General features: G+C 65.9%; 22 protein-coding genes. 3 read left to right on the top strand and 19 right to left on the bottom strand.

All coding sequences use genetic code 11. From position 1 onward, the window contains the following. Positions 1-7: 7 nt before the first annotated feature. The 6 genes from AC5Y7D_RS17720 to AC5Y7D_RS17695 form a co-directional block, all read right to left on the bottom strand. Positions 8-892 carry a class II glutamine amidotransferase gene (locus AC5Y7D_RS17720; RefSeq protein WP_499926232.1) on the bottom strand — a complete coding sequence of 295 codons (885 nt, stop codon included), beginning with the start codon at positions 890-892 and terminating at the stop codon, positions 8-10. Between the two features lie 8 nt (positions 893-900). After that, positions 901-1,377 (bottom strand): SRPBCC family protein, encoded by a 477-nt coding sequence (locus tag AC5Y7D_RS17715; protein WP_499926230.1) that lies wholly within the window; start codon positions 1,375-1,377, stop codon positions 901-903. Positions 1,378-1,396: 19 nt separating this feature from the next. Further along, the gene (locus AC5Y7D_RS17710; protein ID WP_499926228.1) at positions 1,397-2,455 is read right to left on the bottom strand and encodes an NAD(P)H-dependent amine dehydrogenase family protein; all 1,059 of its coding nucleotides are present in this window, start codon (positions 2,453-2,455) and stop codon (positions 1,397-1,399) included. An 80-nt stretch (positions 2,456-2,535) separates the two neighbouring features. Then, positions 2,536-4,167, bottom strand: coding sequence for a fatty acid--CoA ligase (locus AC5Y7D_RS17705; protein WP_499926226.1), 1,632 nt, complete (start codon positions 4,165-4,167; stop codon positions 2,536-2,538). 109 nt (positions 4,168-4,276) lie between these two features. Beyond that, positions 4,277-5,443, bottom strand: a complete 1,167-nt coding sequence (locus tag AC5Y7D_RS17700) for a YncE family protein (protein ID WP_499926224.1) — start codon at positions 5,441-5,443, stop codon at positions 4,277-4,279. A gap of 488 nt (positions 5,444-5,931) precedes the next feature. Continuing rightward, the gene (locus AC5Y7D_RS17695) at positions 5,932-6,288 is read right to left on the bottom strand and encodes an ArsR/SmtB family transcription factor (RefSeq protein ID WP_499926222.1); all 357 of its coding nucleotides are present in this window, start codon (positions 6,286-6,288) and stop codon (positions 5,932-5,934) included. A gap of 78 nt (positions 6,289-6,366) precedes the next feature. Between AC5Y7D_RS17695 and AC5Y7D_RS17690 the strand changes: the two genes are divergently transcribed. Continuing rightward, the gene (locus AC5Y7D_RS17690; RefSeq protein WP_499926220.1) at positions 6,367-8,298 is read left to right on the top strand and encodes a heavy metal translocating P-type ATPase; all 1,932 of its coding nucleotides are present in this window, start codon (positions 6,367-6,369) and stop codon (positions 8,296-8,298) included. On the opposite strand, the gene AC5Y7D_RS17685 is transcribed toward AC5Y7D_RS17690, so the two are convergent. Beyond that, entirely contained in the window at positions 8,291-9,061 is a 771-nt protein-coding gene (locus tag AC5Y7D_RS17685) for a DUF427 domain-containing protein (RefSeq protein WP_499926218.1), read from the bottom strand. The two genes, AC5Y7D_RS17690 and AC5Y7D_RS17685, sit on opposite strands and share 8 nt — an antisense overlap. An 87-nt stretch (positions 9,062-9,148) precedes the next feature. Here AC5Y7D_RS17685 and AC5Y7D_RS17680 point away from each other — a divergent pair, with 87 nt between their 5' ends. Continuing rightward, complete coding sequence (locus AC5Y7D_RS17680; RefSeq protein ID WP_499926216.1) at positions 9,149-9,658, top strand: nitroreductase family deazaflavin-dependent oxidoreductase; 510 nt, start codon at positions 9,149-9,151, stop codon at positions 9,656-9,658. Between the two features lie 6 nt (positions 9,659-9,664). On the opposite strand, the gene AC5Y7D_RS17675 is transcribed toward AC5Y7D_RS17680, so the two are convergent. The 5 genes from AC5Y7D_RS17675 to AC5Y7D_RS17655 all read right to left on the bottom strand — a co-directional run bounded on the left by AC5Y7D_RS17675 (position 9,665) and on the right by AC5Y7D_RS17655 (position 15,186). Beyond that, positions 9,665-11,260 carry an esterase-like activity of phytase family protein gene (locus tag AC5Y7D_RS17675; protein ID WP_499926215.1) on the bottom strand — a complete coding sequence of 532 codons (1,596 nt, stop codon included), beginning with the start codon at positions 11,258-11,260 and terminating at the stop codon, positions 9,665-9,667. A gap of 54 nt (positions 11,261-11,314) precedes the next feature. Then, positions 11,315-12,097 (bottom strand): hypothetical protein, encoded by a 783-nt coding sequence (locus AC5Y7D_RS17670; protein ID WP_499926213.1) that lies wholly within the window; start codon positions 12,095-12,097, stop codon positions 11,315-11,317. A gap of 44 nt (positions 12,098-12,141) precedes the next feature. Next, positions 12,142-12,624, bottom strand: a complete 483-nt coding sequence (locus tag AC5Y7D_RS17665) for an MmpS family transport accessory protein (protein WP_499926211.1) — start codon at positions 12,622-12,624, stop codon at positions 12,142-12,144. 80 nt (positions 12,625-12,704) lie between these two features. After that, a complete protein-coding gene (locus tag AC5Y7D_RS17660) occupies positions 12,705-14,045 on the bottom strand; it encodes a hypothetical protein (protein ID WP_499926209.1) in 1,341 nt (446 codons plus the stop codon). Next, positions 14,035-15,186, bottom strand: a complete 1,152-nt coding sequence (locus AC5Y7D_RS17655) for a sulfotransferase family protein (RefSeq protein WP_499926207.1) — start codon at positions 15,184-15,186, stop codon at positions 14,035-14,037. The genes AC5Y7D_RS17660 and AC5Y7D_RS17655 overlap by 11 nt, the downstream gene beginning before the upstream one ends. 86 nt (positions 15,187-15,272) lie before the next feature. Between AC5Y7D_RS17655 and AC5Y7D_RS17650 the strand changes: the two genes are divergently transcribed. Then, on the top strand, positions 15,273-16,304 hold the full coding sequence (locus AC5Y7D_RS17650; protein WP_499926206.1) for a TIGR03617 family F420-dependent LLM class oxidoreductase: 1,032 nt from the start codon (positions 15,273-15,275) through the stop codon (positions 16,302-16,304). Here AC5Y7D_RS17650 and AC5Y7D_RS17645 read toward each other — a convergent pair. The 7 genes from AC5Y7D_RS17645 to AC5Y7D_RS17615 form a co-directional block, all read right to left on the bottom strand. After that, a complete protein-coding gene (locus AC5Y7D_RS17645) occupies positions 16,293-16,757 on the bottom strand; it encodes a MarR family winged helix-turn-helix transcriptional regulator (protein ID WP_499926204.1) in 465 nt (154 codons plus the stop codon). The genes AC5Y7D_RS17650 and AC5Y7D_RS17645 overlap by 12 nt on opposite strands. Positions 16,758-16,839: 82 nt before the next feature. Further along, positions 16,840-17,178, bottom strand: a complete 339-nt coding sequence (locus AC5Y7D_RS17640; RefSeq protein WP_499926203.1) for an MmpS family transport accessory protein — start codon at positions 17,176-17,178, stop codon at positions 16,840-16,842. Positions 17,179-17,315: 137 nt separating this feature from the next. Next, positions 17,316-17,774, bottom strand: a complete 459-nt coding sequence (locus AC5Y7D_RS17635; protein WP_499926201.1) for a type II toxin-antitoxin system prevent-host-death family antitoxin — start codon at positions 17,772-17,774, stop codon at positions 17,316-17,318. A gap of 81 nt (positions 17,775-17,855) precedes the next feature. Beyond that, entirely contained in the window at positions 17,856-19,406 is a 1,551-nt protein-coding gene (locus AC5Y7D_RS17630; RefSeq protein ID WP_499926199.1) for an MCE family protein, read from the bottom strand. Beyond that, positions 19,400-20,566: a virulence factor Mce family protein gene (locus AC5Y7D_RS17625; RefSeq protein ID WP_499926198.1), complete on the bottom strand. Its 1,167-nt coding sequence runs from the start codon at positions 20,564-20,566 to the stop codon at positions 19,400-19,402. Before AC5Y7D_RS17625 ends, AC5Y7D_RS17630 begins: the two co-directional genes overlap by 7 nt. Then, on the bottom strand, positions 20,563-22,149 hold the full coding sequence (locus AC5Y7D_RS17620; protein WP_499926196.1) for a virulence factor Mce family protein: 1,587 nt from the start codon (positions 22,147-22,149) through the stop codon (positions 20,563-20,565). The genes AC5Y7D_RS17625 and AC5Y7D_RS17620 overlap by 4 nt, the downstream gene beginning before the upstream one ends. After that, positions 22,146-23,567, bottom strand: a complete 1,422-nt coding sequence (locus AC5Y7D_RS17615; protein ID WP_499926194.1) for a virulence factor Mce family protein — start codon at positions 23,565-23,567, stop codon at positions 22,146-22,148. Before AC5Y7D_RS17615 ends, AC5Y7D_RS17620 begins: the two co-directional genes overlap by 4 nt. Positions 23,568-23,569 lie beyond the last annotated feature (2 nt).

The raw sequence follows: 23,569 nt of genomic DNA, 5'->3' as shown, positions 1-23,569 counted from the left end.
GCCTGCCTCACCGCGGACGGTGCCGGGTACCGGGCAGGGCATGTTGTGCTCGGAAGACCGGCTGACTCAGATCGTCCCGGCGTATCAGATGCCGGGGTGGGCCGGAAAGCGCCACGGTGCGGTGGATGTCCAGGTCCGCGTCCACGTAGACCAACTCACCAGGCTCGAGCAGGAGCCAGCGCGGGTCGTCGTCCATCGGTTCGGTGGCGAACACCACCGAGGACCGTTGGGCCAGTGTCTGGCACCGCGCGTGGATTCTGCTGGTGGTCATGTCGAACTCGGGCATCCCATCCACCCGCCGGTCCAACATGAATAGCTGATGGGTGTCCGGATAACGCAGTGCCCACATCTGGGTGCCCATGCTCAGCAGAATGTTGACCGCATAGACGGGCACGTGCTCGGCGAGCCAGTTGACTGCGTCCACGACGCCTGCCGACACGTCGCCTGCCCGGGCGCGGACACAGGCGGTGATGAGCGCGAAAATCCGCTCGGAATCGGTCTGGCCCAGCACCAGGTCGCGGGTTCCGAATTGGCGGAGCTTGTCGTCGAGGACGTCGAGGCCCTCGATCATCCCGTTGTGCGCGAAGATCCGGCCGTCCTGCAGAAACGGGTGGGTGTTGCGCACATCGAGCGAGCCCGTCGTCGCGTAGCGGACGTGGCCGACGAAGGTCGTGCCGTCCAGCCGATGGGCGTCCGTGGCGAACTCGGCGTCCTGCCAGGCCGCTATCGGCTCCTTGTGCAGCTGCGGCCGGCCTCGTTCATCGAAGACCCCGACACCGGTGCCGTCGGGGTTCTTGCGGCTCTGCTGTGCAAGGCTGTCCGGCGCGTCCAGCAACCAGAATGTTGCGGTGACGACTTCCGTCCCGGCATGCAAGCCGAATAGTCGACACATGGTCCAGCTCAGTCGGTCACCAGTTGCGCGGACAGTTTTTCCAGGACCACGCGCGCGTAGCCCTTCCACATCTTGGCGAACACGGGAAGCAAGGGCGCCGATGCCGACGACTTGGGGTGCAAGGTCCACTGCCAGCTCACCCGGGTCCCGGTGCCCGCCGGCGTGAACGACCAGATGCCGTCGACCGAGCGGACCAGCGTGGCCAGCGCTCCGCTGATGTCGGAGAGCGTGTAGCCGAATGAGCGCGGCGGGTCGACACTCGTCAGCGTCTCGCGAACGCGCCCGCCGCCGACCATCAGAAGTGTCCGGGTCTGGCCGGGGGCATCCCAGCCTCCCGTCTGATCCCGCACTTCCTTGATCGGAGGGATGATGCCGTACCACTGCGCACAGATGACCGGCAGCGATATCGGCAGCGTGCGGGCGAAGGCGTCTTCGACCGCGACGGGTATTGCGCGCGACTGCTCGACGACAACGGAATTTGCCATGGTTATCCTTTCGGGCGTTTCACCGCGACAGCCCGGGCGCAGCCCGGCCGGTGATGAGCGGCAGGTCGAAGAAGGTCTGGATACCCGCCGGCGCGGCGCAGGTCGCCGGGACAGCGTTGACGCAGTGCGCCGCGGTCGCCACGATGCCGGGGTTGCTGACGAGCCCGGCCGCCACGCTGTCCGGCTGCCATCCCTTGATGGTGGCGAAGGAGTTCGGGTTGCCCCGCACCTCGATCTCGTAACGCTCCCCCGCCGGGCCGAAAGACCAAGGGGGATCGAGGTTTTCCTCCCCCATCAGCCAGTTGACGGTGATCTGGACGACCGGGGTGTCACCGACGAGCGCCTCCCAGTGGAAGCGGCGCCCGGCCACCTGCCCTGACTCGATCACCCCGATCGGTGAGTCGATGGGTGCGGTCGCCACGGCCACCTCTTGCGTCGGACGGATCTCGGGGTTGGCGGCGAAGCCCAACTTGTCGACGCACAGCCGCACCGACTGGAAGAAACCTCCGTTCAGCAACTTCTGCATCGGCCCGGTGAGCGCGCTGTCCGGCGTGCCGCCGAAACCCATCACATAGCGCAGCACGTCCGGTGCGCCGTAGCTGCGTAGATCCGAGAACTCTTCGGCGCGAACGAAAGTGACGCCGGTGGACATGACCGACAGCAGTAGCGGGAACAGCTCCGTGGCCGCCCCGGGTCCGATGCCGGCTCCGTGCAGCGTGGCGTTGCCGGCCTGCGCGGCAACCTCGAGTGGAGCGGCCTCCTTGCCGGTCGGATAGAACCAGCCGAGCGGCGTGACGACGTTCTTGCCCGAGCGCAGCAGGGCGGCGACCTCCTCGACGCTGGGCAGCAAGGGCGCGTAGATCACCGCGTCGGCGTCCAGTGTCAGGATGTCGTCGATCTTGTCGGTAGCGGTGACGCCCAACGCCGATGAGCCGATGAGCTCGCCCACGTCCTTGCCGCTCTTGGCCGCCGTATGCACCCAACACCCGACGAGGTCGAGTTCTGGATGCTCTAGGACCCCTTTGATCGCGGCCACGCCGACCGATCCGGTTGCCCACTGCACCACCCGCAGGCTCATGGTGGTCCCCTCTCTCCCGCGAACAGACACAAACTCGCCCATTTATGCGCTCGGTAGTGCGAGTTTGCGACTGCTCGCGCCTATTCGTGTGCTTCTACGACGTCGTAGTCGCCGTCGGTGTAACGGGACCGGATGGTCTTCTTGTCGTACTTGCCGACGCTGGTGCGCGGGACCTCGTCGGCAAACGCCCAACGTTCGGGCAACCACCACCGAACAACTTTGTCGGACAAGAATTTCCGTAGCGCACCCGCGTCCAGGTCAGCCCCCTCCCGGGCGACGACGACCGCCAGCGGCCGTTCCTGCCAGCGCTCGTCGGGCACCCCGACGACGGCGGCCTCGACCACGTCGGGATGGCCGATCAGGCAGTTCTCCAACTCCACCGAGGAGATCCACTCCCCACCGGACTTGATGACGTCCTTGGCGCGGTCGGTCAACGTGATGAAGCCCTGTTCGTCGATGCGGCCGACGTCACCGGTGCGTAACCAGCCGGAGTCGAACTTGGACTCGTCGTGTCCGCGGTAGTAGGAACCCGTGATCCACGGCCCGCGCACTTCCACCTCGCCCACGGCTTTGCCGTCGTTGGGCAGCACCTTGCCCTCGTCGTCGACGATCCTGGTCTCCACCCCACAGACCGGTTGCCCCTGGGTCACCCGAAACGCCCAGTGCTGTTCGTCCGGGGTGCCCGGCGGCGGCCAGGCCATGGTGGCCAGCGGCGAGGTCTCCGTCATCCCCCACAGTTGCCGGATCTGGACGCCGTGTCGGTCCTCGAAGATGCGCATCAGCGATTCCGGAACGGCCGAGCCGCCACAGGCGACCATCTTCAGCGAAGACATGTCATGGCCGGGTTCCTTTTCCAGGTAGTGCATCACGTCGTTCCAGATGGTGGGCACCGCGCCGGCCCGGGTGGGACGCAGTGTCTCCACCATGTGGATCAGCGACCGGGCGTCCAGATGGCGGTCGGGTAGCACCAGGTCGGCGCCGGCCATCAATGCCGCGTACGGCAGGCCCCAGGCGTTGGCGTGGAACATCGGCACGATCGGTAGCACCCGGTCGCTGGAACCCACCCCGATACCGTTGACGGTGCAGGCCGCCATGGAGTGCAGGAAGCTCGAACGGTGGCTGTAGACAACGCCTTTGGGGTTGCCGGTGGTGCCGCTGGTGTAGCACATGGCGGCCGCTGAGTTCTCCTCGATTGCCGGCCAGTCGAATTCGGTCGACTCGCCGTCGATCAATTCGTGATAGCGCAGCACCGTCTTGCCGGCGTCCTGCAGCGCCCCGAAATCACCCTCGCCGACCGCGATCACGGTGTGCACGGTCTCGAGTTCGGGCAGCACCGGTCCGAGCAGCTTGGCCAGCGACACGTCGACCAGCACCACCTGGTCCTCGGCTTCATTGGCCACATAGGCGATCTGGTGAGGAAACAACCGGATGTTGAGGGTATGCAGCACTGCACCCATCGAGGGGACCGCCAGATAGGTCGCCAGGTGCTCGGCGTTGTTCCACATGAAGGTGGCGACCCGCTGGTCGCCGGTGACACCCAGGCCGCGTAGGGCATTGGCCAACCGGGCCGCCTGTTGACCCAGTTCGCGATAGCTGATGCGCCGGTAGCGGTCGCCGGTAGCCGTGATGACCTCGCGCTGCCCGTGCACACCGCAGCCGTGCCGCATTATCGCGGTGATCGTCAGCGGAAAGTCCTGCATTGTGCTGTACATCGATGTACCGCCTCACGCGTCTCGGCGCAGCACCGCCTGTCATTCCCCGTGGGCGAATGCTATCGCCGCCCCGAGCGGGAGGGAACGTCGGGCCGATGAGGTTCCGCGGTTAGACGAGTGCGGCGTCGTACTGCAGCAGATCGGGCACGAAGAGGTCCACCGAGCGCCTGCTTTCCAATGCGGCTTGCTCGTTGCGCGATGTGGTGCCGGCGCTGACCGGTGTCACCGCGACGCAGCCGGAATAGTCGGCGATGTATAGGTATCTGCCATCGGGGCTCTCAATCACGCAGGACGGTTGGCTCGCCGCATCGACGGCGTCGATGACGTCCTGGGTGAGCGTGCACAGCATGGTGACGCTGTCGTCGCTGACCAGGTAGGCCCGCTCACCGTCACCGCTGAGGGTGAGCCTGGTGACCAGCCCGGTGACCTCGGCGATCTTGCGGGTCCCGCTGATCTTGTTGGTGCGCGTGTCGACGACGTCGATCACCGCGGACTCGGGGCCGCTGCTGGCGACGAAAACAAGGCGGCCGTTGGGGCTGACGGCGACATCGCGGACGGGCAGCCCGATCTCGACGGTGCCGATCACGGCCGGGCGGGCGCTCTGGCGCGTCGCCTTGGCCGCCGACTTGGCGTTCTTGCGCCGCCAGCGTGAGCGTCCTGCGGACTCTTCCGGCGCCAGACCGGTGTCGATGACGACCAGCTGGCCGCCGGCGGGTCCGTTGACGCCGACATATAGGCGACCACCATCCGGACTGACCCGCAGGCACTCGGTGGTGGTCCCGGCGGCGGTGGCCAGCTCAACAACGTCGGTCACCTGCACCTGCCCGGAGGTGACCTTCAGGGCGGCCACGTCAGCACCTCGCGCACCGTTTCGGCTGACGTAGACGTGCTCGCCGTCCGAACTCACGGCCAGGTCGCTGACGCTGAGCGCCACCCGATGGGACGCGACGACGGTGTGGGTCGACAGGTCGATGACCTGGATCGCGTCGGAGGCCGGGGCCACGGTGCTGACGTAGGCATGATCGCGGCCGTCCAGGGCGATGGCGAATGGCTCCTCGACGCCCGCGATGGTGTCGACGACGCGGCAGGTCTGCATGTCGATGACCGAGACGGTGTCGCTGCCGTAGTTGGTCACGAGCAATCGGCGGCCGTCCGCGCTGGCCGCGATGCCGCTGATGGGGCCGTTCTTCACCGGTATCTGGATAGCCACCGGGCGCGCCTCGAACTCGCTGAACTCGGGAACATCCCGGCCCTCCACCTTGGTTTCGAAGCTCATGCTGGCACCGCCTTCGTTTGGTCGTCCGACTTTCCGGATAGGTGACAGCGTCACGCAACTGTGTGCGACCCTGACATCCGTCTCTGACATCTGACTAAGTGCAAATCCGCACCAAAAAGCGCTGATTCGACATGCTCGACAGCCATTCTAGCCGTGCAATTCATATCGAAAAGATTTCAATTTCGCGGGTGTTACCCACATCACGCGGAGACCTCAGTATACGCTCAGGATGTCGTTGAGCAATATGACACCATAGGCTGTATGGCAACTGCCGGAAGCGCTCTGAACAGTAACTATATCCGCCTCTGTTAACGATTTTCCGGCTGGCATCGAAAACCCCGAGATGAGAATTTCTTATTATTCGAGCCGCAACGAGGCGAATATCACATCGTCGATCACCGCGTGTCGCCGTGATTTATTTCGCAGATCTGTCCAGAGCGCCCGTTCCGATTTCTTCGCGGGCAATTCCGCCGCAGCGACGACCGGCGCTATGCGCCGGTGGCCGGATGGGTCTGGTCGCCGGCCGTCTCGGCGCCCGTCAGGGCCTGGCTGAGGACGCGCAGGATATCCCGGTCGGCCGGCGAGTAGTAGACGAATGTCCCTTCCCGGCGGGTCTTCACCAATCCGGCCAGACGCAGCTTAGCCAGATGCTGGCTGACCACGGTCGGCGCCACCTGGGCCAGATCGGCCAGGCACGCCACCGACGTCTCACCCTGCAACAACGCCCATAGGACCTTGACCCGGGTGGGGTCGCTCAGCATTCGGAAGGTTTCCGCCGCACGGGTCACCTGCTCCTCAGAAGGCATCGAGAAGCCGGCGATCGACGTATGCACGACTCCGATCATACCGGTGACCTGTGCAATTACGCATTCATCTGCTATCGCAGTTGCATATATTCACATACACGCAGCTATAGTGGCGACGTGCCTGCAACCGTGGTCCGCAACGCTCCCAGCGCGGCCGAACGGACGGCCGCCCGGCGCGGCCCCGCGGCCCTGCCTGAAGTCCGGTGGGCGCTCGTCGCCGGGGGGCTCTTCGCGGTCGGCTCGGCAGCCCTCCTCGCCGGTGCACCCGGTTGGCTCTTCTGGGGCCTGTATCTGGCCTGCTATGGCGCCGGCGGGTGGCAGCCGGGGGCTGCCGGCCTGCAGGCGCTGCGCCACAAGGTGTTGGACGTCGACCTGCTGATGGTTCTGGCGGCGGTCGGGGCTGCGGCCATCGGTCAGGTCTTCGACGGCGCTCTGCTGATAGTCATTTTCGCCACCTCCGGCGCGCTGGAGGCCGTGGCGACCCGCCGTACCGCGGACTCGGTGCGCGGACTGCTCGGGCTGGCACCCGAAACCGCCACGCGCGTCAACGACTCCGGCATTGAGGAAACGGTGGCCACGGCAAAGTTGACCGTCAACGACGTGCTGCTGATCCGGCCCGGCGAGCGGATCGGCGGCGACGGTGTGGTGCTCGAGGGTGCCAGCGAAGTCGATCAGGCCGGCATCACCGGGGAACCGTTGCCCGCCGACAAGACGGTTGGAGATGACGTCTTCGCCGGCACGTTCAACGGCACCGGCACCTTACGGGTGCGGGTCAGCCGGCCAAGTGCCGATACCGTGATCAGCCGCATTGCCGCCATGGTGGCCGAGGCCAGCGCGAGCAAGGCCCGCACCCAACTGTTCATCGAGAAGGTCGAGCAGCGCTACTCGGTGCTGATGGTCGCCACCACCGTCGCTTTGCTGGTAATTCCCCTGCTGGCGGGCGCCGAGCTGAGATCGGCGCTGCTGCGCGCGATGACGTTCATGATCGTGGCCTCACCGTGCGCGTTGGTGCTGTCCACCATGCCGCCGCTGTTGGCCGCGATCGCCAATGCCGGTCGCCACGGTGTGCTGGTCAAGTCCGCCGTGGTCCTCGAGAAACTCGCCGGCGTCACCCATGTTGCGTTCGACAAGACCGGCACTTTGACCAGGGGCACGCCGCAACTCACTCATATCCACGCCCAGGACGGGTGGACGGACACGGCGCTGCTGACGCTGGCCGCGTCGGCGGAGAACCCCTCCGAGCACCCCTTGGCCCGGGCCATCGTGGCCGCGGCCCGCCAAGCAGGTGTCGCGCTACAGCCGGCGGCCGAGTTCGCGTCCCGACCGGGACGGGGAATCCGCGCCCGCGTCGGCGACGACCTGGTCGAAGTGGGCAGCCCGGCGCACCTCGGCGATCGCCTCGACCGGATTGTGCAGCAGTGCGAACAGGCCGGTCACACCGCGGTGACCGTGGTGGTCAACGGCGCACCTGCCGGCGTGCTCGGGCTGACCGATCTCCCGCGCGACGAGGCCCCCGCCGCCGTCGCGGACCTCGAATGTCGAACCCGCACAAAACCTTTACTGCTGACCGGCGACAACCCCCGCGCCGCGGCGCGGCTCGCCGCCGAGGTCCGGATCACCGATGTCCACGCCCGGCTGCTGCCCGGAGACAAGGTCGACGTGGTGCGCGGCTTGGCGGCGGACGGGGCCAGGGTCTTGTTCGTCGGCGACGGTGTCAACGACGCACCCGCCATGGCCGCCGCCCATGTTTCGATCGCCATGGGCCGTTGCGGGTCCGACCTTGCCCTCGAGACGTCCGACGCGGTGATCACCGGTGACGACCTGGCGGCGCTGCCGAACCTCGTCGCGCTGGCCCGCCGGGCCCGGCGGGGGGTGGTCGCCAACCTGGTGATCGCCGCGGCGTTCATCGTCGCTCTGGTCACCTGGGATCTGGTGGGTCATCTTCCACTGCCTCTGGGAGTGGCGGGCCATGAAGGATCCACTGTCCTAGTCGGCCTCAACGGCCTGCGACTACTGCGGGCGAGCGCCTGGCGGGGCCGGCTCAACTGAATTGCGTACGCGGGCGAATCAGCGTGACGCCGTCAACGATAATGTCGAGTTTCTCGTTGTAAAACGCCACCAGGCCGGCGATCTGGGCGACGGCCGGCAGCGGATAGTGATAGGTCCACGCCAGATCGGGATGCACCGTCTGGCCGGCCCGCACCGACCAGTAACCCGAGGTCACTCCCTTGTAGGGGCACAGCGTCCGGGTCGCTGTGACTTCGAGATGCTCGAAGGCGACATCGGCAGGGTCGATGTAATACCTTGTGGGCAAACCTGTTTCGAAAAGCAGCACCGGTGACCGGGTATCGGCCAGCGCAACGCCGTCCAATTCCACCCGGACATGCCGGTGGGAGCGCAGCGCGTCGACCCGCGAGTAGGGATTTCGCGGGTGACCGTAGATCTGCTCGTCCTCTTCCAACCAGCGCAACGGATCCCAGTCGAATCGCACCAAACCCGCAACGGGGCTGCCGCTCTCGGCATCGAATACCCGCACGGCCGACGGGTAGGTCTGGTCCGCGCCCACCAGCGAGTGCAGCCGCGACGGCCCGAGCTGCACCCGCTGCGGATGGTTCTCGTCACGTAGGAATTCGCGGCGCACATCGCCCAGGGGAACGTAATAGGCCGGGTAGTAGGGGAATTCCCACACGTAGCGCGCCGCGGTGGTGTCGAAGACCAGTTCGGGACCGAGGTAGCCGCGCACCCGCCGCGGTGCGGGCTCGACCCGTCCCCGCGCCGCTGCCATCTGCGGATAATCGTGTTCAGTGCTCATGTCACTCCTACTGATCCCGGGAGTCCACCGCAGCAGTGCGCTCGCCGCACCGTTTCAGCTTGCCACTCTCGCGAGTACTGTCGAGCCGTGGCGGTTCGGCGAGAGAGCCCGACGCGCGGGCGGCGGCTGCGACTGGGCGAGGCTCTGGTCGAGCGCTTCGCCATGAGCAAGGTCGGCTACCAGTTCATGCGACACGCGGCTCCGCGGATCGACAAGGTGCTGATACCGCGGACCAGGGGCCGTTTGAGCACCGCAGGAATCGACAAGATCGGACTCGTCACCAGTACCGGAGCAAAGTCGGGGCAGCCGCGCACACACCCGTTGGCGCTGATCCCACACCCTGAGGGGTTGTTGGCCATCGGATCGAATTACGGGCGGCCGCAGCATCCAGCCTGGAGCGCTAACCTGCTGGCACATCCGGAGTGCACGGTCGAATTCACCGGTCCGTCAAAGCACTACCGGGCGGAGCTGCTCACCGGAGCCGCCCGGGACGCGGCCTGGGCCGGCGCCGTCGACTATTACGCCGGGTTCGAGGCCTACCGCACCAGCTGTGCGCCTCGGGAGATCAGGGTTTTCCTGCTGCGGCCCGTCGGCTAGGCGTCCTCAGCCGACTTTGATGGCGACCGTCATCTGCTCCGTCTTGGCGGGCAGCCGGTCGGTGTCGACCACCAGGATCTCGCCGCTGTCCTGGGATCCGTTGGGCGTGATCTTGGGCTTGAGCCGAAACGGTGGGGTGTCCGAAGCCAGTCCGGCCAGTCCGAAATCGCTGTCGTTGGCCAATATCAGCGTCTTGCCGCCATCGCGGGTGGCTAGGCCCTCAATCTTGTTGTGCCCGTAGAAGTCACCCTTGGGTGACAGCGAACGCAGCAACGCCGACACGTCCAGTTGCAGCGTCTTGGCGGCCGCCGTGATCCCGGCGGCCTTGAGCCTGGCCGTCGCGTCGGCGTCGGTGGCAACGCCGACGAAGGTCTCCAGCGGCATCTTGTTGATCTGCAAACCGCCGGCTTCGGCTTCATAGGTGGCACCGGGCACCGTTGAGCTCGGCCCGACATCGGTGGCCGCGGCGATGTCGGCGAGGTAGATCTTGGCGTCGCCATCCGGCGGGCTCTTGCTGTTTCGCTCGTCCACCAGGAACGTGGTGGCGCTCAGCGCGGTGATGTCGGAAATGCCGACCTTCGATTCCTGTGGATTGGCCAACGGGTACACGTATTCGTGCATGATGCTGCGGTTCACCAGGTTGACGGTCACGATGCGAGTGAACGGGACGGACCTGGCCGGGCCCGCCAGCCCCGGGGTCTGCAGCGCAGACTGCATGATCGCCACCAACGTGTTGCCGTCGGGCGTGATCGTCAGCCCCTCCAGGCCCTGATTGGGGCCACGCAGCGCAAGCTCGCGCGGCAGGGTGCCGTCGTACGGCGAAAGGCGTTCCAGTTCTTTGCCGTTGGCGTCGAAATGAATGATGTACGGACCGTACTCGTCGGACACCCAGAAGTTGCCGTCGAGCGTTGCGACCAGGCCCTCGGGATCCAGACCGTAATCCGAAGGCGGCAGCGGCGTGCCGTTCAGGTCGACCAGTGATTCACCGGTAGTCGCGTGCGGGTCGACGAGTCCCTCGAACGGATGGCCGTCCGGTCCCTGCAGCGTGATGGTCCGCTCCACCGTTGCTATGCCGTCGGCGAGCTTGAGCTTGGCGATGTTGGGGTGGTACTCGGGCACTGGGAGCACCTTTTCATTCGGTGCGCGGCCGTCCACGTTGGGGCCCCGGTCGGTCAGCCCGTAGATCTCGTCGCTGCTGCCGGGCACCGCGGCGATGCCGGATCCATGGGCGCTCGCCTTGATCTCCGCGCCGCCCATGGTTGCCAGGGGAAGCTGATCCTCGGAGTAGAGCTTGACGGCACGACTCACGGTGACCGGCAGTTCGTCACTGCCGCGAAAGCCGGCGTCGGGGGTGTAGACGACGGCTCCATTGGCCCCGTAGCTGAGCTTGCCGTGCGCGGGCTTTCCGAACGCGACCGGGGTGATGCCGCCGGTGGCGGCCAGCATCCGGTCCGGCGTGATCCTGAGCGGTTTGCCGGCCGACGCACTGAACTCGCCCTTGCCCGAGGCCGCGGGCAGCGACGGCTTGGCGCTGGACGCACAGCCCGCAACCGTGACCAGCACCGTGGCGAACACGGCGACGGTTCTGGTGGTGTATGCCATCCGCATTACTTAACAGCCCAAGTTGACATGCTGGTGTATACCAAACGAGCGCCGTTAATGCTTCTTGTCCCTCACCTTGTAGGTCGACGGCCACGATTTGCGCGAGTCGTCGCCGGTCAGCGGCGTACCCATGCCGCCCACCTTCACGCTGTAGGCTTCCTTGCCCGGCCCGACTTCGCGGTTGGCGTGCTCCTGAGCCAGGTAATACAGCTCGTCGATCGTGGCCTCGTCGTAGGCGACGAAGGAAGTCTCACGCGCGACGTCGTCGATGCCCGTGAGCATCCGGTCCGGCAGCAAGCGCGATGCCAGCGCCGCCGCGCCGAGCAGGGAGAACGGAACGACCCAGTAGCAGACGAACGACAGCGGGGTCTTGGTGTCCAGGATCGTGGCATTACCCTGCACCATCGGCGGGATGGCCGACGAGATCGTCATCCCGGCGAAGGCACCGACCCAGATCCAGGTCAATACCGTGGTGACGCGCCGGAACAGGTCGGTCTTGACGACGTCGGGCGGCTGCTCGGCGGCCGCGAACTCCCGCACGAACGGCTTGCCGATCAGCACCCCCACCAGCGCCACCAGGAATATCCCCAGGTTGCTGAGCGGCTGTATCCAGCGCGCCATGAACGCGTCACTGAGCGCGAAGGTCAACACCGTCAGCACCACAAACGTTGCGACAGCACCGATTTCCAGCGTCCGTCCCGGTTTGTCGGTGGTACGCCCGACGGCGTACACGGCAACGGCCATCAGCAGCGCGATCGATACGGCCGTCGCGAACGGGACGTTACCGACCAACACCCAGTAGACGATCCACGGCGCAAAGCCAAAAAGCATGCCCACGGGGGGTCAGTCTAGGTTCGGCTCACAGCGGGGCGGGGGGCGGATCAGTTGCGGTACCGATTTCTGGTCGGCGTCGGCCAGTCGTTGCCCGTTTCACCCATGCAGCCGACGATCATCGGCGACGGTCCGTTGTGCGCAACCTGTTTGCCGTCTGCCATTACCCGGCATTCGATGGTGGCACCCGACTCGAGAGTCGTCACCGTCACGCCGGCCATCACCACTGTCGGGCCGACGGTCACCTCGGTCGACCACGGCAGCGATACCTCTTGGATTTCCTCGTTGTTGTTCGTCCCGGTGTAGGACACACGCGCCGTCTTGGCCGTGCCCTCCACCTGATACGTCATCGTGACCGTCCGGTTCTGCCCCTTGTGCGAGGCCTTCATGACAACCACCACGGTGAACCCCAGTATCACGACGGCCAATAGGGCGACGCCTCCAACGATCCAGGGCCACAGCGGCTTCCGTTTGGGGGGCCCCGAGTATCCGTAGGGCGGCGGAGGATATCCCGGTGGCGGGTAGTTGTACATGATGGCTTCCCGAATCGATCGGCTGCGGCTACCCGTCCATAACACCAGGTTTTGCGGCTGTTGACCTGCGGTTGAGCAGATCAGTACTGCCGATAGCGGCGCGCCACGTGCTCCTGGCGGATCTCGATCTGCTCGGCGCGCTCGTCGGCGCTGACCGTTGCGGTGCCCGACGGCAATCTGCGTCGAAGGTCGGCCAGGGCGATCTTGTGCACCGCTGTGGTTGGCATCCGTTGCGGCGGTTTCGGGTAGGTCCAGCGCACGGTGAGAAAACCGGTGTGGTGGCCCACGGTGTCCAGCCAGTTCGGCACGCCCGGGTCGGTGTGCGCGATCACATAGCGCCGCACTCCGTCCGGGTCGGCTACCGTCTGGAAGCCGTTGAGGCTGGTGACGTGGTTGGCGTAATCCAGAGATTCGCCCCAGACGTTGGACAGGTGAAAGCCCAGATAGGCCGGTTCCACGGGTACACCGACCTCCACCAGGAGGGCCTCGTCCTCGTCGAGTTCGAAGACGCCGCCGGAGTAGACGTTGGTGTTCTGGCCGCCGCCGGATGCGAGATTGGCCGCCGCGGGCTCATTGAGCGCGTTGTGCGGCATGAAGGTGACGCCGTCGCCGTTCTTGTCGCCGTTGGACTCCAGCACGATGTCGTAGAACTCGTTCCAGAAGCGCATCTGGTGCTCCACGAGTGCGCCGACGCGCCGGACGGCGGTAGCGGTGCTGTCGGGATCGACGGGCGCGGGGTGCATGCCGCGGCGGCCGATCTGCACGATGCGCAGCTCAGGGGACACCTCGTTGGCCCAATCACCGAACAGCACCCGCACGATCAGGTACTGGGCGCTGTCCTCGCCGTCTTTCGCGGTGGCGATAAAATTGCCGGTGTGATCCGCGGGACGCTCTGGTGCGCAAAGGATTTCGAACCGCCCATCAGGATCGACGGCCAGATCGGTGCTGTCCAGCAGGCCGGTCACCACCCGCCCGCCGGGCGCCAACTCCATCAGGCTGCCGGTGTCGCCGGCATAGATGCTGTGCGCTTCGAACACGATGTACTGTGGCGCCACCGGACCGTTCACCCGGTCGCCGCCACCCCAGTGCCGATGGTCCGCGACGCGGCCCGTCACCCGGTAACTCTTGGTGCCGTCGATCCGCGCCGACAGATACAGCGCGTCGGCGTTGTCGATGGTGGCCTTGTCCTGCGGCTGGATTGCGCGCCGGAAGTACGGGAAGTCGGGGTCTTCCAGACACGCGCGTTCGATCGAGCTGAACAGGAACCCGAGCAGATAACGATGCCCCTCGGCCAACCCCTGCTCGGTCGGCGGCGGCGCGTGCAACGCCGGCGAATCGACGTAGTCGCGGGCCCGGTTCAGCGCGTCGATCATCTCCGTCCAGGCCGCCCGCAACGCCGCCCCAGTCTGTTCAGTTGACATTTATCCTGCCTTTTTCCTCGGCGTCCCAGCCGAATTCGTCGAAATACCGGGCCAGCCGCGTCTTGATCAGCGCGGGGTCCAGACCGAACTCGCCGAGACTGTAGCGGTGCGCCGTCTCGTGTCCGTGCCGGCGTCCGGCGGCTTCGAATTCGGCGGCCGCCTCGGGTCCCAGGTGGAGTCCCAGCTCGTCGTAGATGCGCCGCATCGTGCTGGTGGGAGCCGCCACCAGTTCGCGGTAATCGACCACGCAGGAGCGCACTTCGGGATGCGCGGCCAGCACGTCCAGCGGATGCGTGTAGGAGTGGATGGACTGGTCGGCGAGCACCTGCAGCGATTGATCGATAAGCCGTTCATCGCGGCCACGCAGGCGCCACTCGGTCTGCAACATCTTCAGCAGGCTCGGGATCGTCTCGTACGGATTACGCATCGGGACAATGAATCTCGCGTCGGGAAACGTCTCGATCAGGGCCTCGACCCGGCCGCAGAAGGTGGGGTTCTTGCTCAGATGGGTGCCGCCGCCGTTCAGCGCCAGTTGCCGGCGCACACACTCCCGGTAGAACGCCATGAGGCGCCGGCGCTTACGCGCGGGCCATCGATCCACGTGGTAGAAGTCGAGCTCGCCCATGTAGGGGAACATCACGATCCAGAACCCCGAACTCAGTGACCAGGTCAGGAAGAAGTCGTCTTCCTCGGGAACGAAGAAGCCGGTCTTGTGCATGTCGTCGGTCTCGGCGAACATCTTCTCTTCGGCGGCGTCGAGCCGGCGGCGCAGCGGTTTGCCGAACCTGGCATCAATACGCAGGATCAGGCGCAGTAGTCGTTTCTGCAGCAGCGACGGAAAGAACAGCTCGTACATCAACGCGTAGCTGAATTGCGGGTCGGCGGCCATCAGCCGGTGCAGGTATGTGGTGCCACTGCGGGCGTGTCCGACGCTGAATGTCGGCGCCCGGACTTCGGTGCGCCGCAATGACGGAAAGAGCACCGGGTCAAGTGCGAAGCAGATCGCATGCAGTGCCGCAACCGCCGGCACGGCGATCAGGAACGTCAGATACCGCTTGCGCGGCGTCGCCGGATCGTCGCGGAGCAACCGCAGCATGGTGGCGAAGTTGGACCAGTCGAAATAGAAGCGCGACCCGAGCATGAAATTCCCTCACCCGCATGACCTTTAGCCGGAGCGTAGGCCGATGTATTTGACATTGTCAAATACTTCTGAGTTAGGGTGCAGGCATGCAGGTGTTCGCCGCGATGGCCCCGGAGCTGCCGCTTTCTGAGGTCGGCGGATACGTCCGCGGGGTCGAACAGCTGGGTTTCGACGGCGTCCACATCGCCGAGACGATCCACGACTCACTGACCGTGGCCGCACTGGCGGCTGAGCACACCACCCGCCTGATCATCCGCACCGCGGTGACACTGGCTTTCGTCCGCAGCCCCACGCTGACCGCCTACTGCGCATGGGATCTGGCACAGCTGTCGGGCGGTCGTTTCGAATTGGGCCTGGGCAGCCAGATCAGACAGAACATCGAAGACCGGTTCGGCATGCCGTGGTCGGAGCCGCAACCGCGGATGCGCGAGTACGTCGAGGCATTACAGGCATTGTTCGCGGCCTTCGGCAGTGGCGGGGCGGTGAACTACACCGGCCAGACGTACCGGCTGACCCGGCTGCAGCCGTACTTCAACCCTGGACCCAGCGACATGGCGCCGCCACCCATTTGGCTGGGCGCGGTCAATGCGGGCATGTGCGAGTTGGCCGGCCGGTCGGCGCACGGCGTGGTCACCCATTCCACCAATTCGGATCCCGCTTACCTGCGCGACGTCGTGAAGCCGGCGCTACAACGCGGCGCCGCAGCGGCCGGCCGCAGCGGCGGCCCGTTGCTCGTCGTGTCGACGGCGATCGCCACCGGCGGCACCGACAACGAGGTGGACGCCGAGTGGGAAAGGCAACGCCGAATGCTCGCCTTCCTGCTCTCGACGCCCGCCTACGCCGGCGCGCTGAACAGGCGGGGCTGGACGTCGCTGCCGGATCGGCTGCGCGCCCTGACCCGTAGCCGACACTGGGATGAGCTACCCGGCGTCCTCGATGACACCATCCTGGACACGCTGGTGGTCCGCGGTCGCTATGACCAACTCCCGCAGTTACTTTGGGACAGGTACGGCGACATCGCCGACGGCGTGGTGCTGCCACCACCCACCGGCGCAGGCGAGCAACCACTGGCGCGTTGCATCCGGGAACTGCGCCAGGATCCGCGGTCAGTCGATTGACGTCACCGTGGTGTCGGCCAGGAAACGGGCCAGCAGCCGGTCGAACTGACGTAGGTCGGCGGCCGACCACTGCGCCAGGGCCCGCCGCAGGTGTTCACGTCGCACTTCCTGCAGAGCGCGCGCGGCCCGCTCACCGGCCGTCGTGGCATGCACCATCGTCTTACGCGCATCGGCTGGATCCGGTTGCCTGGCGACCATTCCGTCGTCCAGCAGGCTCTGCACCCGCCGAGCGGCCATGCCGAGATCCATGTGCGCCAGGCGGGCCAGCTGACCCATCGGCAACGGGCCCTCGTCAGCAAGCACCCGCAGCAACACGTACGACGGCTGCGACAGCTCGACGGCGGCGGCGCCGGCCTGGCGCTTGAACATCGCCCGGCTACCGCTCAGGCGCATGATCCGGGCCATGGTCGCACTGATCGAATCGAGCGTGTCGCGCTTACCTGCGGTGGCCACATCGCCACTTTACTTGACTAAGTCAAGCAAAGTGATTCCAAGAGCGCTGCGGTGAAGGGCCTTTGGAGAACGGACCAGCGCCTCAGCGCGAGTAGATGCAGTGCGCCGAGCCGCCGACCGGCTGTTCGGCCACCACGTGGCCGCCGACCGTGATGCGGCAGCCGGGGCTGGTGGTACCCGACCCGACGACCACGACCTGGAACAAGGTGACGTCCGGACCAGCCTGGATCGTCCGGCTCCACGGCAACGGCGCGTTGTACACGCGGTCGATCGCCGGGTCCGTGTCGATCGTCGTGGCGGTGCCCGTCCCCAACGCCTCGAAGATCACGGTGCTCGAGTCGGCGGAGGCCGGCGGAGCGGCCAGCCCGGACAGCGCGGTGATCGCCAGCGCCGAGAGAGTGGCTCGGGTGACAGGCTTCATTAGACCCCCATAGATTGGCACGGGTATTGATCGCCACATGTCACCGACCGCGAACCTTTACGAGCTGGCGTCTCCCTTTTCGATGGGACACCAATAGCCAGAACGGCGCGGATTCAAACCACAGATACGGCTGGCCGCTAGGCGACTGAGACGATGCGGGCGACCACCTTGCCACCACGGCTGACCTCGATGGTCTGCCCCGCCGCAACCCGATCGATGTAGCGGCCCGCGCGGTTTCGCAACTCGTCGAGCTCGATCGGCCGGCCCGCGTCTGCCGGAACCTCAGCCGAATCGCCGATTGCCGTTATCCGCGCCAGGATCCGGCCGCCGCGAACAACGTAGAGCGTCTCGCCGGACGCGACTCGATCGAAACACCGCCCGGCGCGCGTGCGCAGTTCGTCCAGCCCGACCCAAGACGGTTCCGCCGCGTCCACCGACCGGGCCGGGATCGGCGCCACCCGCCAGTCCCCGACCGGCTGGATCTGCGCCACCAACTTGCCGCGGCGCACCACATCGAGCGTCTCTCCGCCGGCAACCCGTTCGAGGTACGTGCAGGCATCACTCCGGAGTTGGCCCAGGCCAATGACTTCCGGCATTTTGCTCCGATCCTCACGCGCGACCGGCGCGGCTGCGGGTCACCGCCTCCATTATATGACTGTACGTGCGGTCAGTGTCAATCACTGGTGCGGGGAGAGCATGTCCCGCCACCCGTCGTCCCCGGTCCGGGTGGAGTTCTCGACGCTGTACCTGACGCCGTCGGGCCCGACGAGTTCCCCGCGCTGTGGGCTGTAGACGGCTACCGGCGGTTCATTTCCGGTGTAGACGCACGGGTTTGGCTGTTGGCCGTTGCACACCACCGTGCCCGTGCCCGGACGCGACAGCGGGTCGCTGACCGGTGGCGGCGTGCCGGGCACCCGGTCGGCCGGCGCCGGGTTCATGCCGTTGTTGACCGACGGCGCCGGGATCACCTGCCCCGGCTTGACCGGTTGGTCGCAACGGGCCGCGGCGGCCGGACAGGTCAGGATCTGGTTCGGGTCGCCGTACCAGGGGTTGGTGCCCAGGGGCTCGTACGGTTTGGAGTCGCGGCATTCGCGCGGCGTCGCGGCTCGTTTGCCGGGGACATCCACACACGGCAGGTTTCGTGCTCCGCGCACGGCGTTGGACGGAGTGTCCTGCGGGATCTTGCAATACGTCCCGGACGGCATCGGCGACAGGCTGGTATCCGCCGGAGACCGCCACTGCGGTGCCGGGAGGAAGCCCGTCAGACACGGCGGCGGCTGGTTGATCGTCAGGTGAGTGCCGAGCGAGGCGAAGCCCGGGAAAGCCGCCGTCACGGTCTGGCCTTCCGAAGCACCCTGCGGATAGGCGACCAGCAGTTGCTCGACGCCTTTGTGATAGCGCTTGAGCATTTCCAGCACGATCTCCAGATTCGCCAGCGTCTGCGGCAGCGACTCGCGCACGTCGTTGAACACCGCGTTAACCAGATCAGCGGTCGGGGTCGCCTGGGTCAGAATGCTTTGCACGTGCTGGTCGTTCGCGTCGGACTGGGCGGCCAGGACGTCCAGATTGCGCGACCAACGCCGGATCGCGTCACCCGAGTTGACCTGGCTGTCGATCAGCGGCCCGGAATTCTGAATGATGTCGTCGATATCGGTGATATTGGCTTTGAAGTCGCCGGCGATCGCTTGCGTCGCATCGACGAGCCGCTGTAGCGCCGGGCCCAATCCGCCTACGGCTTGCGCTGTTTCGTCGAGTAACGCCGGGATCTTGCCTGCGGGCAAGGCGGCCAGGCCCCGGTTGGCGGCATCCAGCGCCGGGCCGATCTCGGTTGGGACGTTGCCGTTGGTGATGGTCTGCCCGGGTGAGAAGTACTTGCCGGGGTTACCCGCGGACACCAGGTCCAGGTACTGTTCGCCGACCGCCGACATGGAGTGGACGTTCGCCGACGAGTCGATCGGGATCTTGAAGCGCTCGGAGATGCTCATCGTGACCATCGCGCCCTTCTCGGTGGGCTCGACGGAGGTGACCGTGCCGATGGTCTGGCCGCGATAGGTCACATTGGCCGTCCGGTACAGACCACCCGACGTCGGCAGGGTGGCGTGCAGGGTGTACTGACCGATCCCGACCGCGGTGGGAATCCGTAAGTAATACCACCCCAACGCGATTGCGGTGAACGCACTCAGCAGGACGAACAGGAGGATCTGGCGCCAGATGAAGCGGGTCAGCATTGCCGGTCCGCCCTCTCCACCAGTGGGCCGCCGGGCACATCGTTGGGGTTCGGCGTGTACCGGACGTCAGGAATCATCGTTTCCGGATCGCGCCCCCACGATTGCTCGAGCGCGCGCAGCGCGCCGGAGAACCCGGTCCCGGTGAGCACCGCATTGTCGACGGCGCTCATGGTCAGGTCGAGCGTCAGCGACAGGTTGAAGTAGTCGCCGCGGAAGGCCTTCGGCACCGAGTCGAGGTCGAACGGACGGACCAGCATCAGCTTGAGCGCACGGACCAGATACGGTGCGGCACGACCGAATTCGCGCAACGGGCACTGCAGCGCAACGAGATCTTGATGGAAGTCCCCCAGCGCCGGGGACAGGTACTGGTTGGCCACTCCGCCGAGCCGTCCTACCGAGTCGACCGCATTGATCAGCAAATTCTGCTTGTCGGCGAAATGTTTGAGCAACGGCGGGAATTCGGTCAGCACCCGGTCAATGACTTCCGAGCGCCCACCGACATATCGCAACAGCCGGTTGCTGGAATCGATTGCATGGGTGATGTCGTCGCGTTGCTCGTCGAGTCGGGCGGTGAACGTGTCCAGCCTTCCGAGGAAGCCGCGGATCTGGTCAGCCCGTCCGTGCAAGATGTTGTAGACCTCGTTCTGCAGGACTTCGATGTTCGGGATTCCGCCGCCTCGCAGGATCATGGCCAGACTGGCCAGCGTCTGCTCCGTCGTGGGGTAGGTCGACGAATTCTTGAGCGGAATGGTGTCCCCCGGTCGCAGCGGCTCGGGCGACGGGTCGGGTGGCGCGGTCAGCTCCAAGTGCTGCGAACCCAACAGGCTGGTCTGCCCGATCTTGGCGGTCGCGTTTCTGGGTAGCTTGACGGCCTTGTCCAGCCGAAGCGTCAGGGTGGCGACCCAGTTCTTCAGTGCGATCGCGCGCACCGTGCCGACGAAGACATCGGCCACCCGGATCCGGCTGTTGGTGTTGAGTGCCAGCGTATCGGCCATCTGCACGTAGACCGTGTAGGAGCCGGCACCCGTGCCGGGTCCGCCCGGCATCGGAATATTGGCCACCCCATGCCATTTCGAGCATGACGTCAGCGCCAGGGCAGTCACCGAGATCGCCAGCAGCTGCCGGGCCCGGTGCCGGATGCGGGCGCCTACCGCATTCACGAGCCCGCTCCTGTCGCGACGGCGGCCTCCGCGGGCAGCGGTGGCCCGGGGAGCGCGGGCGTCGGCGCGACCGGACCGGGGACCACCCCGGGCGCAGGTGGCGGCGGCGGGATCGGTACCTGCGGTGCCTGCAGACCGATGGGTGGCACAACCGGGTACTCGTCGTATGCGTTCGGCGGCCCCGGCGGGGTCTGCAATCCCGATTGCGGGGGTGCGATATCCGCTCCGCCCATCAGCTCGGCCAGGGATTCCGGTGTCAACAGGCCCCCCGTGATCGGTCCAACCTGGATGCCCTGCATGCCCGGCGCGACCACCCAGCCGGGTTGGGTGTTGCGGTGCGACAGCGGGGTGTCCGGTACCCAGATCCCCGGCACCGTCGTGTCTTTGTACCCGTTCGGCGGCTGCAACCGTGGCTCGGAGTAGGCGACCTGTTTGGGAAGCACCTCTGCCGTGCTGAACAGGTTCAGCCCGATCGGTAGGTAGTTGAACTTGATGGCATCGAGAACGGGCGCCAGGTATTGCGCACACAGCTCGGCCGAATCCTGGTAGCCCAACCGGCTACCGGCCTGAATCATGCTGCACATGAACTGCATTGGGTTCGCGAAGTTCGGTATCGCCGGAATGGACATGACCGCGCCGTGTGCCGGGTGGTAGATCTGACTGAGGTTCGTCTCCAGCGTCGGCAAGACGTGCAGGGCAGTTTCCAGACCATTCAACGGCTCGGGTTGAACCAGCGTGGTGGTCAAGGTGGCGAGGTTGTCGATGTCGTGGGTGAGCACTTCGCGGTTCTTGATCAGGAATGGGCGCAATGTGGTGAGCAGACCGTCGAATTGCTGCAGCGCATCGGCAAGCGCGCGGTCCGACCCGGTCAGCTTGTCGGTAAAGGTCGCCAGGTTGGTGTTCAGTGCGACGAACTGCTTGTCGTCCTTGTGCAGCGCGTTGACGAAGAGCGCGAGACTGCGCACCACCGCGAAGAAGTCGCCGCGGCCCTCGTTCAGGGCGGTCAGTGCCCGCGACAGGCTGTCCAGCGTGGTGTTGATCTGCTTACCCTTGCCTGCCAGCCCATCGGCGACGGACTCGACAAGGTCACCAAAGGGACCCTTTGGCTGTTGCGGTGTGGGACCGAGCTTGTCGATGACGTTGGCCACGCCGGCGCGGAGTTCGTCCCACTCCGTCGGCACCTGCGTGCGCTCGATCGGAATCACGGCGTTATCGCCCATCACGGGCCCGCCTTTATAGGGCGGTTCCAACTGAATGCTGCGCGATGCCACCAGGGTTGGGTTCACGATCACGGCGGAGGCGTTGGCGGGAACCTTGTACTTGTTGGCGTAGTGAAACGTCACCTTCATCTTGTCGCCGGCCGGCTCGATGGAGTCGATCGAGCCGACGCGGACGCCCATGATCTGGACCTTGTCGCCGGAATAGAGCGCGATCGCCGATGGCAGGTAGGCAACCACGGTGTTGTTGCTCATCTTCTGATACAGCTGCCAACCGAAGTACCCCGCGACCAGAGCCACGGTAACGGCCAGCGCGGTGATGGCCCTTCGGCCCCAGAGCCTGCGGGCAGCGACATTGGTGCTCAACTCTGACCTCCCGTCGTGCCCTCGGTGCGCGCTCCCGGCGGCGCGTTGGGCGGCAACGGGACCGGTGTGCCAGGCACGTCCGGCGGCGCCTCGCCCGGCCGCCCGGCGATCGGGATTCCCGGCGAAGGTGGCAGCCCGTTCGGGTTGGGCGGCGATGTCTGTACGTCAAGGGGGGCCGGGAAGCTGCCACCGAACGGTCCCGTGTCGACTCCCATGCACGGCAACGGATTCCACGGCCGCGGCAACGCGTCAGGGGCGGGGGTGTACGAACACGCCGTTCCCGGTGGGACGGCCGGTCCGGGGTGTTCCGGGGTGCCTTCCAGCACCTGGGGTGCGGGCGGCGGCGCGCCATTGGGGAACCGGGTGCCGTTGGGGTCGGGGAAGCGGAAGGCGGGCAGGCCGGCGCTGCGCCAGAACTCCTCCGGGTCCAATCCACGTTTCTTGAACGCGGCGTCGACAAACGGCTGCAGCATCCAGTACGGCAGCAGGTTGGACAGGACGATCTTGAAGAACGGTCCAGACGCAACCGACTCGCCCAGCCCTGCCGCGAATTGGCTTACAAAGGTCAGGGTTTGGGCGAGGTCGTCCTTGCGTTCGACCAGCACGTCGCTGAGAATACGCAGCTGCTCCAGTGCCGAATTCAGATTCGGGTTGTCGTTGATGAATCCCTTGATCTGTGCTGCGACTCCCGAAATGTTCTGCAGCAGAGTGTCGATCGCCTGACCGCGTTCGTTGAACGCCACCAGCAGTGTCTTGGCGTTGACCAACAACCGGTTGATCTGCTCACTGCGGTCACCGAGCACGCTGGCCACCTGGTTGGCCTGAGCGAGCAGGTGCTTGATCGCGTCGTCGCGTTTGCCGATGGTGTCGGAGAATTTTGCCACTCCGTCGAGAGCGGCACTCAGGTGCGGGTAGGTCTGATCGATTGTCTGCGACAGGACATTCAACGACTGTTTGACGGTGTCGATATCCCAACCGGTGGCCGCCCTGGTGATGTCGAAATTGGCGTCGTAGAGCTGATACGGCGTGGTGCCCTGGCTCAGCGGCAGCACGCCCCCGGGCCGCAATGCCCTGGCTCCCCGCGGCTCGATCTCGAGCACCTTCTTACCGAGGATGGTGTCCGTCTTGATCGCCAGCCGGCTTTCGGTGCCAATTGTGTTGCCGCCGATGGAGAATTTGACCAGAACACGGTCTCCGTCGACCTCAATGCCCTCCACCTTCCCGACAGGGACTCCGGTGATGCGGACCTTATCGTTCTTGTTCAACTGACCCGAGTCGGTGAACTCCCCGTAGAAGGCCGGCGCGGCAAACATCATCGGAACGCTGGTGAAACTCTGACCGACGAGGACGACGAGCAGCAACACGCCGACGCCCATCAGGCCGACGCGATTGCGGTTGAATTCGGTCAGTGTCCTCATGA

The sequence above is a fragment of the Mycobacterium sp. NGS49 genome, assembly GCF_059812565.1.
This window is presented reverse-complemented; position numbering and strand designations above follow the sequence as displayed.